The organism is Kurthia populi (genome assembly GCF_042686175.1).
GTDB lineage: Bacteria > Bacillota > Bacilli > Bacillales_A > Planococcaceae > Kurthia > Kurthia populi.
This window is the reverse complement of record NZ_JBHUOR010000142.1, coordinates 1-11,957: the sequence shown is the minus strand read 5'-3', so window position 1 is coordinate 11,957 and position 11,957 is coordinate 1. Positions and strand designations below refer to the sequence as shown.

Sequence of the window (11,957 nt, the reverse complement as noted above, 5' to 3'; positions counted from 1 at the left end):
CTCAAAATGTTGTCAACATAGGTGAGAACGTTTTTGACGTCTTTTGGTTGCTGTCTACAGGTTATTTTCCGTCTACTTATCAATAGTCCTTATTTTTTTTACAGCTTGTACGAATCACCCGTTTTTTTTTGGAACGAATGACTTATGGAAAGCCCCTTTTCAACAATTTAAAATTAAAAATGCAATATATAGGTGGCTTTTAAGATAGTAAAAATCACAAGACAGTAAAATCGCCTTACTCAATTATGTCTAAATATGCTATATAAAGAAATAAAACTTAGTCATTAACACCTTTTTTCGATTTATCACACAATTTAACGTTTCATTATTCATTTATTCATGTTAGTATATTGAAGTGATTTTATTTACAATTTAATCTAAATTTTCAGACAAAACAAATTTTTTAAGTTTTTCAATCTTCTTGAATTTCGGACTTATTTATCAGAACATTTCGAAGATTGCATCATAAGAGGAGTTGTACATATGACAAAACTTTCATTTGGAGAAAAAATCTCCGTAGGGTTCATGTTGTTCGCCTTGTTCCTTGGTGCAGGTAATATTATTTTCCCACCACAACTTGGCCAACAAGCAGGTGAACATTTCTGGGTAGCAATCTTTGCCTTTTTAATTACAGGTGTAGGGCTTCCATTACTAGGCGTTATTACCGTCGCAAAATCAGGCGGCGAACTTGAAGATATGGCGGGTAAAATTAGCCCGGCATTCGGTATTTTTTTCACAGCCGTTGTTTACTTAACAATCGGGCCGCTATTCGCCCTACCTCGTACAGGTACGGTATCGTACGAATTAGGTGTGAAGCCATTCCTTTCAGAGACAGCAGCAGCCGCTTCTTGGCCACTTGCTATCTTTACGGTAATTTTCTTCTTATTAACTACATTCTTTGCATTGAATCCAAGCAAGCTAATTGACCGCGTTGGTAAAATTTTAACGCCAATTCTTCTATTAGTCATTGCAGCGCTTGCAATCAAAGCAATCGTGACACCAATGGATGGTCCTGGCACAGCGACAGGTTCTTATATCGACAATGCATTCGGTGAAGGCTTCAAACAAGGTTACTTAACAATGGACTTCCTTGCCGCATTAATTTTCGGTATCGTGATTATCCAAGCATTAAAAGGGAAAAACGTAACCGAAAAAGCAACAGTCATCAAAACAACGGTATTTGCAGCGTTCGTCGCAGCAATTGGCTTAGCACTTGTGTACTTATCACTTGGCTACATTGGTTCTTCAAGTTTCCAAACAATCGGTGCATTTGAGCAAGGCTCAGACATCATTACAAACTCTGCAAATGCATTATACGGTCAATTCGGGAATATCCTATTAACAGCAGTAATCGTTCTAGCATGTTTAACAACATCAATCGGTTTATTAACAGCGGCATCTGAGTATTTCAACAAAATCATCCCTGCACTATCATATAAAAAATGGGTTTGGATTTTCGCGATCTTCACTACATTTATCGCAAACATCGGTTTAGCTCAATTAATTACGTTCTCATTACCAGTATTATTCTTCATCTATCCACCAGCAATCATCCTAATGCTTCTAACATTAGCATCTAAATGGTTCGGTGATAGCAAGTACGTTTACTTATTCGGTATGCTATTTACAGCAATCTGGTCATTATACGATGGCTTAGCTGCTGCAGGAATTGCTCCAGCATGGTATGAAAATATCGTTAGTGGCATGCCATTATTTGAAATGGGTCTTGGTTGGTTAATCCCAGGTATCATCGGCGCAATTATCGGCTATGTCATTTCACTATTCGTAAACGAAAAAAAACACGCTTAAAACTTTTTTAAGACGAGGAAAATTCCTCGTCTTTTTTTATTGAGCAAAAGCTGGGTTAGCTTAGAAAATTACAGCTTTAATTAGATTCTCTTGCAAACGCTTTCAAAAGAAGCGCCGTCCGAACATTCTGTCTATTCTAAAATGCTTGAATTAATCTCTTATTGTGATATATTTGATTCCGTTATGATATGAATTCACATTTTCGACAATAAATTAAAGGACGTGACATATATGAGTTGGACATCGATTTTAGCAATCGTACTGCTTGTTATTATCGCATTGGTCATCTTAGTGCCGGTCATTTTACTTGGAATCTTCTTCCTTACTGACCGCAAACAAAACCAACATGCAATCTTACGTAACTTCCCCGTTTTAGGACGCATTCGTTATTTAACTGAAAAAATTGGCCCTGAGCTTCGTCAGTACTTATTCGACGATGATAATAAAGGGAAGCCATTTTCTCGTGAGGATTTCCTTCACATCGTATTACCAGGTAAGTATTTAGGCAGCGTTATTTCATTCGGCTCAAAACGCGATTTCGAAGACAAGGGCTTCTACATTCGCAATGCGATGTTTACAAAGCAAGTCCATGAAATGCGCGTAGACAATAGTAAAGTTATTGAATCTCAAAAATACATTATGGACCAAGATACATTATTTGGTCGTAAAGAACATGCAGAAACAGTCAAAGTGAAACCATGGCTATTACCTGAAGAAGATGCGGTCGTATTAGGCCCTAACTGCCGCGAGCCATTCCGCGTACGCTCAATGGTCGGTCAATCTGCCATGAGTTATGGTGCGCTTGGTAAAAACGCGATTACAGCTCTATCTAAAGGGATTCGTATGGCAGAAGGCTCTTGGATGAACACAGGTGAAGGTGGCGTGTCTCCTCACCATTTAGCAGGTGGCACAGACTTAATCGCACAAATCGGTTCTGGCTTATTCGGCTATCGTGATGCACAGGGCGAATTTAGCTTTGAAAAATTAAAAGAAAAAGCAGCAATCCCACAAGTAAAAGCATTTGAATTAAAACTAGCACAAGGTGCGAAAACACGTGGCGGTCACGTTGAAGGTGATAAAGTAACACCTGAAATCGCTGAAATCCGTGGTGTAGAAGTTGGTAAAACGATCAACTCACCAAACCGCTTCCACCAGTTCCATGACCTTGAATCTTTATTTAACTTCATTGAAAAAATGCGCGCTGAAGCTGGCCTACCAGTCGGCATCAAAATCGTTTTAGGGGCTCCTGAGGATGCAGACGATTTAGCACGCTATATGAAAGAAACTGGTAAGGGTCCAGACTTTATTACAATCGATGGTGGTGAAGGTGGTACAGGTGCGACCTTCCAAGACCTTGCAGACTCTGTTGGTCTACCACTTCACTCAGCAATCGTTTTATTACATGATGCACTCAATAAATACGGTGTGCGTGACCGTGTGAAAATCATCGCCTCTGGTAAATTAATTACGGCCGATAAAGCAGCCGTTGTGCTTGCGCTTGGTGCTGACTTAATTAATATCGCACGTGGCTTTATGATTTCTGTAGGCTGTATTATGGCACAAAAATGTAGTTCAAATGAATGTCCTGCAGGTGTCGCAACGACAGATCCAAAACTTCAAAATGGGCTTGTCATCGAAGAGAAAAAATTCCGTGTTACAAACTATATTATCAACTTACGTGAAGGGTTATTCCGTGTAGCTGCGGCTGCTGGTATTGACTCGCCAACGAAATTTACAGATGACCATATCGTCTTTAAAGACGGCGAAGGTCGCGTATATTCTGTTGAAAACTTAAAAGCAAAATAATGCCTACTAAAAGAGACGAAGACAAATATGTCCTGTTCCTTTTTTAGCGTTCGCAACAAAAAACCGGAACCGCGCCACAGCGCGATTCCGGTTTTTCTTATATTCATAAGAGCGGTTGTTTTTACACGTCTATCAAAGCCTCTTTTTTATGTTATCCTTCATGTACTATTTCTTTTAATGCAATACGCTCTACCGCCTTCGCAACGATTTTATGCACGTTATGATCAAGTGGTGGTGGTACAAGATCCCCATGACGTGTACACTCCACTAGCGCCTCCGCTGCCGCAACGAGCATCGGATACGTAATATCTTTTGCATTCGCATTTAGTGCCCCTCTAAAAATACCTGGGAACCCTAAAATATTATTCACTAAACGACCATCTGCCGCATAGGCTGCCCCTGCCGCAATTGCATCCTCTGGAGAAATTTCAGGATAAGGATTTGATAGCGCTAAAATGATTTGTCCCTCGCGTACAAGTGATGGGTCAATTAAGCCCTTCACACCTGTCGTAGCAATGACGATATCACAATGCGCCATTACTTCTTCTATAGAATTTAGCACATTCCCGCCGTATTGGCGAAGACGCATGACCGCACTCTCCTGTGGATCCGTACCGTATACTTCACTCACCCCATACGCCATCAGCATTCGACAAATCGCTAGTCCCGCTGCACCTAAGCCAATTTGACCGACAACCGCATCCTTAATATCAACGCCCGCATAGCGACAAGCAGATAGTGTCGCCGCAAGTGTCACAACCGCTGTCCCATGCTGGTCATCATGCATCACCGGAATCGATAAATCTTCTTTTAAGCGCTCCTCAATTTCAAAGCAGTGTGGTGAGCCAATATCTTCTAATAAAATACCGCCGTAGCCCTGTGAAATATGCTTCACCGTTTCAACGACTTCATCTGGGTCACTCGTATCTAATAAAATCGGTACGCCGCTAATACCAGCAAGCTGATCAAATAACACAGCCTTCCCTTCCATTACAGGCATCCCGGCAACCGGCCCGATATTACCTAAGCCTAAAATCGCCGTACCATCTGTCACGATAGCTACCGTATTCCCGATACTTGTATAATAAGATGCCTTCTCAGGTGAACGCTGGATTTCCTCACATACACTCGCTACCCCCGGTGTATAAACGCGGCGTAAATCTTCAATCGAATGTAAATCCATACGACTTGTCATATGAATTTTACCGCCTTCATGCGCTTTTAATACATCATCTGAAATGGCACGTACTTCGATGCCATTGCCAAGCGCATTAATGCTTTTGACAATCGTATCAAGTACCGTCGCATCCTCGACCGTACACGTAATATCACGAATCGTCGTCAGCGTCCCTACCTTTAATGTTTTAATATCACCAATATCGCCACCATGCGCCCCAATTACCGTTGTCACTTTCCCGAGATTCCCCGGCTTTGACGGCGTATGAACGATTAGATTACGCATAATATTCTGTCCCACCATATGTTGTCCCTCCAAAAATTCAGCTTCCATAAGCATTCTCAGCTTAGTTTTTCATTCTATTACTACTGCACTTAAAAGTAAACGGCTTTTGCATCATTTAGCCATTATTATTCATAATAATCTATATTTTCTGACATATTTAATTTTTAGCATGTATAAACGTTATATCAAAAAAATACTATAGAAAAATGTGCATTGTTACAAATACATGTCGTATTTACTATATAGCTAATGTTAACTTAAAATGGCAGCTTAATCATTATTAAAATAAGGTATATTAAATCATTTATTTTTTGAATCACACTTCAAGATTCTTTTATTTTTTTAGGCATTTTTTAAGGTTAAACGTTTATTTATATTAAAAAATGATAAAAATATAGTCATTTAAATTAAAAAATAGAGATTTTATACCTATTCTAAAAATAAATAACGTTTAAATAAATATATCATTATTTTGTTCTTTTTTACTTATTTACCATATAGGTAAAAAGACTGTTAATGCCCTCGTTACTTATAGGACTAAAATCAAAGTACGTTCATTCCTCCTCTTTTAACTTAAACCTCTTGTCGAAAAATGTTTTTTTCACTAGAATAAATTTAATTAAGCAATACGATATATTTAAAACCATTAATTTACATTTATCAAGGAGGACAGTCCCTATGAAAAGAGGCTTATATTCAGCTTTCGCAATTGGTGCCGCAACGATGACGTTCGGACAAACTGCCCAAGCAGCAACAACAACTTATACGGTGCAGCAAGGAGATTCGCTTGGTCTTATTGCACTAAAGTATGATACATCTATCACAAAACTACAGAAGCTTAATAATTTAACGAGCGATCGCATCTATGTAAGCCAAAAATTAAAAGTACCTGCAACTAAAAAAGCCGCTAGTAAAATGACGACGACTAAAAAAACGACAACCACGTCAACTTATACCGTAAAAAGCGGCGATTCGCTTGGTCTTATTGCAGTGAAATATAATATGAGCGTTGCGAAGTTGAAAAAGCTAAACAAGCTGTCCTCTGACTTTATATATGTTAGCCAAAAATTAAAAGTAACAGGTAAAGATGTCACACAAGATAAAAAACCAACAACTTCAAAAAAACCTACAACACCTAAGAAGGAACCAGCTTCTAAAAAACCTGTTTCTTCTACTAAAACAAAAACGTATAGTGTCGCAAGCGGTGACTCGCTCGGTGTCATCGCATCAAAGTATAATATGTCTGTTTCTTCATTAAAGGAGTTAAATAATTTAAAATCAGATTTAATTTTCGTTGGGCAAAAGTTAAAAGTTAAAGGCTCCACAACAACGACAACTGCTTCAAAAACACCCGGAAAAATAACGACAACAAACCAATCCGTTGAAAAAGTTTCGTATTCTACACAACGCATTTTAAATATTGCTAAAAAATATACAGGCGTGCCATATGTTTTTGGTGGTTCTACACCGAATGGATTTGACTGCTCGGGTTATATCTATTATGTCTATAAAGAAGCTGGGCTGAATTTAGGCGGACGTAAAACAGCAGCTGGTTATGCGAGTATGGCATCTTCTGTATCTTCTCCTCAAATAGGCGATCTTGTATTCTTCCAAGGAACCTACTCCGGTATGCAAGGCCGCATTAGTCACGTCGGAATTTATTTAGGAAATGGTAAATTTATTTCTGCTTTAAGTAAGGGAATCGGTATTTCAGACCTGAACTATTGGCAGGATTCATTCGTTCGTTACGGCCGTTTATAAAAAAAATCGGGATAAATGATGTTTTCTGTCATTTATCCCTTTCTTTTTACAAAAAACGAAATGATATATTTATGCTGTTATTTATTTGTAATGAAAAATAAATACTATTTTAATGTTATTTTTTCAATAAGCTAACTTTTGTTACATAATTGTAATACAACTGTAACTAAAATGCGGTTGCGAGTGATTCTCAAATTCTATAAAGTTAGTGTCAGGAATTTTAATTACAGAACGTAAACGCAACGCATTATATACATAAAAAAACATTGTTAACTATTTGGAGGAATTATTACATGAATTTTAAAGGACTAACGACAGCATTCACTGCAAGCGCACTTGCTTTATCACTAGCATTCACATCAGTAAACCCAGTAAATGAACCAATCGAGGCACAAGCTTCTGAACAACAAGAAGCCTATTCTGCTACAAAATTCGTTTATTCTTATGACGGTTCACTGAACGTACGTAAAGCAGCAAACGTAAAATCAGCAAAAGTTCAAACATTAAAAAACGGTAAAAAAGTTCGCCTTACAGCCAAAAAAGTAATCGGCAACACGACTTGGGTATACGGTACGGCAAATGGTAAAAGCGGCTGGATGAATGCTTCTTACTTAACAAAAACGAAAAAAGTATCTGCTGATACATCTAACGTTATCTCATACGGCGAACGCTTCTTAGGCACGCCATACGTATGGGGCGGTACACGACCAGGCGGCTTTGACTGCTCAGGTTTCACTGGCTACGTTTACGAAAATACTTTAGGTAAATCTTTACCTCGTACTTCTGGTGCTCAGTATTCAGCTTCTAAAAAGATTTCTAAAGACGCTGCACAACCTGGCGATTTAGTATTCTTCTCAGGTAATGGCCGTTCAATTACACACGTAGCAATCTACGCTGGTAACAACCGTCTATTACACGCAGCTGGCAAACAAGTGAAATACTCTAACCTTTACGATGGTTACTGGAATAAACGTATCGTAGGCTTCGGTACTTTCCGTTAATTTTTATCTATAAATTTCTAAAAAAACACTAACAATGTATAGAAGAGAAAAGCGCTTATCCCTCAATTTTTTGAAGGACAAGCGCTTTTCTTATACAAAAAAGAGGCTACAATGAGCCCCTTCGTTGTTATTGTGCCGTATCAGATGTTTCTGCGTCTGTTTCTGCATCATCTGTTGCTGGTTGTTGTTCTGTATCTTGCTCACCATTAGAAGCTTCAGAATCGCCTTCTTCAGTGTCTGTTGATTCATCCTCTACGCCACTTGGTGTAATCGGCTCTTCTTCTTCAGTTGGTTCATCTGTTGAAGGTGTTTGCGTTTGGTCCTCTTCTGGTTCAGCCGTATTTGGATCCTCTGTTGATTCACCGCTCGGCTCAATGACTTTATCCGCTGTATCTGTAGAGCTATTAACGATAATATCTGATACGTAGTACTGGTCATATTCAAATACCCATTCGTACGTAATATTTTGTGTTAAGGTTTGTTCTTTACCGTCTTTTGTATAGTTGAGGACAGATTCGACGGTTACATATACTTTGTCGCCATCTGATTTCGGTTTACCAATCATTTTATACGTTAATTTTTGGTTTGATTTATCCTCTGTTGAATATTCACCAAACGTATCGATGGCTTTTTGGTCGCCAGCGCTATCGATTTGCATGATGCTTAAATAGGTGCGTTGTCCTGGATAAGCGATCTCTTGATTAATGTACAAGTACAGTGAATCGACATAGCTTTCAAGTACGCTAAAGCCATTTTCTTCATCTAATGCAATCGAGCCTTCTGGTGTGATTTCATCTTCAGGATCATGTTGACCAAAGACGATTTCATCGCTATATGCTGTCCATTTATTCACTAAATCCATCACATTCGCCATCGGAATTGAATAGCCAATTTCTGGATGGTCTGTTAAAATGATAGAGTTGATGCCAATTACATTCCCTGTTGCTTTATTAATTAATGGGCCACCACTTGAACCCGCTTCTAATTTAGCTGTGATTTCATACAAATTGCGATAAGCATAGCCATCTGTAAAGTTGGCGCCTACACTTGTAATTTTACCTGTTGTTGTTGTGTTGCTATGCATATTGGGACTACCAATTGCAACAACTTCAGTTCCTACAACCGCTTGTGCTGTATCGATAACCATTGGGTTTTTACCCGCTAAATCTGGTACACGAATTACCGAAACATCCGTTGTGTCATCAATACCGATTACACGACCATTAAACTCTTGTCCTTGTGAATTTTCTACAACGACATCCGCTGTGTTGCCGGTACCTGTTAATTCTGTAACATGCGCATTTGTGACGATATCACCTTTCGTATTAATTAAGAATCCAGAGCCTTGCTCCCCTGTCGCATAAATTGTATACGTTTTTGTGATTGCGTTTGCTACAATTGTTTCTTTATCTTCTTTCGGCATAACAACATTTGTTTCCGCTTCATTTGTTGTCTCCGGAGAAGATTCGGTTGTCGTAGGTCCGATTTCATCACTATCAGTCGTTACTGTACTGCTAGCGCCCTCTTCACTATTCCCTTTATCCGTAATGTCATCAGCAGATACTGTCCCAGATGTTGATTGCTCTGTCTGGTCCTTGTTTTCGTCTTTTGTTTTATCTTTGTCACTGGTGTTATCCTTGTCCGCTTTTTGTACATCGTGAATACTTTGATTATCATCGTTGGCTGTTTTATCGTTTGTAACTAATGCATAAATGCCGACGAATACTGCGAAAATCAAAATAAGAGAAATGACAATTCGCTTAATGGATGCTTTTTTGGGTTTATACCGTTTATTATTTGTCACGACATCCACGCTCCCTATTTACTTCTAAAATTCATACTAAGTTCTAATGACGCATTGATTAATGCGCAAGTTTCATGAATAATAGTTAATGAGTAAAATTTCCTAAATTATGCGGAAAAAATCTTTTATTTACTGGAAATTTACACGTACTATCATAGCATATTTTATTAACAATATTTGACGAAAGGTTGAGATTTTTTGAAAAAATTTTTATCGATTCTATTGGCTTCTTCCCTTCTTGCCGCATGTTCAAACGGGGCAGATGAATCTGCAAAAACAGTAACGGAAGAAAAGAAAGTAACTGCTCCTGCTGAGGACAAAAAAACAGAGCCAAAGGAAGAAAAGAAAACAACGGTACGCTTAGCAATGATCGGAGATGTATTACTCCATACTCAAATTCTATACTACAAAGATTACAGCCCGGCACTACAACCTATGGAAAAAACATTACAAAACTATGACTATTTAATTGCAAACCAAGAATCACTCGCAATTGGCAATGATTTCGCGCTATCTGGCTATCCTAAGTTCTCAAGTCCCGAATTTATTTTACGCGATATTAAAGAAGCCGGTACAGATATGGTCAATCTTGCAAACAACCATGTCATGGATTATGGCGAACCTGGTATGCGTACACAGTTTAAAAATATCGAAAAATACGACCTTCCTTATGTCGGTGCTTACCAATCTGAAAAGGATGCCAACAAGCCACGCGTCGTTGATATCGATGGCATTAAAGTCGGTGTACTTGGCTACACATACGGCACAAATCCTGGCTACAATGTGCCACAGGACAAAGAATACTTAGTAAATTATATTGATGAGGCGAAGATTAAACGCGAAATTCGTGACATCAAAAAATTATCAGATGTCGTCGTTGTCAATATGCACTGGGGTAGTGAATATGTGACACAGGAAAATGACGAGCAACGCCGTTTAGCGAAGGTGATCAATAAAGCCGGTGGGGATATTATTTTCGGTGGACACCCACATGTTATCCAACCTTATGATGAAATTGTCGGTAAAGACGGTCATAAAACAAGCGTCTTTTATTCAATTGGTAACTTCTACGCAACGATCACAAGTGGCGTAGAGACAATGGTCGGCGGTGCTGCGAGCTTCCGTATTACGAAGCAAGGCGATGATGTAACGGTTGATAAACCAATCTTTAAAGCATCCGCTGTACTTCAAGATGGTGGCATGTATAAAGTATTCCCTCTTGCGAAAGTAGAGGGCAAAACACCAGCACCTTATACAAATCTTCACTGGGTACAAGAGATAATGGGCGATAAAGTAATCGTAAAATAACTGACACATTTCTCATGTATAATAGAAGAAACATGAGATAAGTGAGGTTATGTAATGAACACTGTACCAATTCTCGGCATACCCGTGGCGCAAACGACGAAAAGCGAATTTGTGCCGCATGTGCTGAATGAACTGCTTCATACGGAGCATGCGATTACAATCGTAACCGCAAATCCAGAAATTATTATGCTAGCGAAAGAAAATCATAACTACGAACGTTTACTAAAGGCATCAAGCTATGTGGTGGCAGATGGTATTGGTGTTGTAATCGGCGCAAAAATGCTCGGCACACCAATCGCTGAACGCATTCCTGGTTATGAGCTTGTACATGAATTTATGAACACAGCTGCACCTGGCCATAATCGCTTCTTCTTTTATGGTGCAAAACCAGGCGTCGCACAGGAAGCCGCAATGAAAGCAAAAGAACTGTATCCACAAATCGACGTTGTCGGTGTATGCGACGGCTATGGCAATGATGGAGACGGTGATGAGGTTGCCGCAAAAGCTGCGGTATCAGAGCCCGATTTTATCTTTGTCGCAACCGGCGCCCCAAAACAAGAGGAATGGATTGCCCTTCATAAAAAGAAATTTCCGCATACCGTTATGATGGGCGTTGGAGGCAGCTTTGACGTGCTATCAGGCACTGTCGACCGCGCCCCAGACATTTTTATCAAGCTAAACCTTGAATGGTTCCACCGCTTAATTACACAGCCCACACGCGCAAAGCGTATGCTGAAAATCCCGCAGTTTTTACTTGCGGTGAATAAAGCGAAAAAACATTTATAACGACGAAAAACTGAGCTTGGTCTTAGCCAAGCTCAGTTTTTTTATTCTATTAGTAAATAATGGAGTTAATTTTTCTTATAAGAAATAAAGTTAAAATCTGTATTTTATATTTATTTCTCCCTCTATAAATGTTGATATATCAATGGCTCACGCCATTTTTGAGTGTCAAAAAAATATTTTCCAACACGCATATCTAACTTAATTTTGTATTAATTGATAT

8 protein-coding genes are annotated in these 11,957 nt (G+C 38.9%); 6 read left to right on the top strand and 2 right to left on the bottom strand.

Translation table 11 applies throughout. The annotated features are described in order from the left end of the window. Window positions 1-483: 483 nt before the first annotated feature. Together brnQ and ACFSY7_RS19170 are read left to right on the top strand one after the other, a co-directional pair. Window positions 484-1,809: a branched-chain amino acid transport system II carrier protein gene (gene brnQ / locus ACFSY7_RS19175; RefSeq protein WP_380149220.1), complete on the top strand. Its 1,326-nt coding sequence runs from the start codon at window positions 484-486 to the stop codon at window positions 1,807-1,809. Window positions 1,810-2,040: 231 nt separating this feature from the next. Next, the gene (locus ACFSY7_RS19170) at window positions 2,041-3,615 is read left to right on the top strand and encodes an FMN-binding glutamate synthase family protein (RefSeq protein ID WP_380149218.1); all 1,575 of its coding nucleotides are present in this window, start codon (window positions 2,041-2,043) and stop codon (window positions 3,613-3,615) included. Between the two features lie 151 nt (window positions 3,616-3,766). On the opposite strand, the gene ACFSY7_RS19165 is transcribed toward ACFSY7_RS19170, so the two are convergent. Continuing rightward, the gene (locus tag ACFSY7_RS19165) at window positions 3,767-5,095 is read right to left on the bottom strand and encodes an NAD-dependent malic enzyme (protein ID WP_380149216.1); all 1,329 of its coding nucleotides are present in this window, start codon (window positions 5,093-5,095) and stop codon (window positions 3,767-3,769) included. 660 nt (window positions 5,096-5,755) lie between these two features. Here ACFSY7_RS19165 and ACFSY7_RS19160 point away from each other — a divergent pair. Continuing rightward, window positions 5,756-6,838, top strand: a complete 1,083-nt coding sequence (locus ACFSY7_RS19160) for a C40 family peptidase (protein ID WP_380149215.1) — start codon at window positions 5,756-5,758, stop codon at window positions 6,836-6,838. 293 nt (window positions 6,839-7,131) lie between these two features. Beyond that, window positions 7,132-7,839: a C40 family peptidase gene (locus ACFSY7_RS19155; RefSeq protein ID WP_380149213.1), complete on the top strand. Its 708-nt coding sequence runs from the start codon at window positions 7,132-7,134 to the stop codon at window positions 7,837-7,839. A 127-nt stretch (window positions 7,840-7,966) separates the two neighbouring features. Here the strand turns inward: ACFSY7_RS19155 and ACFSY7_RS19150 are convergent, their stop codons facing one another. Continuing rightward, complete coding sequence (locus ACFSY7_RS19150; RefSeq protein WP_380149212.1) at window positions 7,967-9,643, bottom strand: S1C family serine protease; 1,677 nt, start codon at window positions 9,641-9,643, stop codon at window positions 7,967-7,969. Window positions 9,644-9,841: 198 nt separating this feature from the next. Between ACFSY7_RS19150 and ACFSY7_RS19145 the strand changes: the two genes are divergently transcribed. Together ACFSY7_RS19145 and ACFSY7_RS19140 are read left to right on the top strand one after the other, a co-directional pair. Then, complete coding sequence (locus tag ACFSY7_RS19145; RefSeq protein WP_380149211.1) at window positions 9,842-10,951, top strand: CapA family protein; 1,110 nt, start codon at window positions 9,842-9,844, stop codon at window positions 10,949-10,951. 54 nt (window positions 10,952-11,005) lie between these two features. Continuing rightward, on the top strand, window positions 11,006-11,737 hold the full coding sequence (locus ACFSY7_RS19140) for a WecB/TagA/CpsF family glycosyltransferase (protein WP_380149210.1): 732 nt from the start codon (window positions 11,006-11,008) through the stop codon (window positions 11,735-11,737). Window positions 11,738-11,957: the final 220 nt, after the last annotated feature.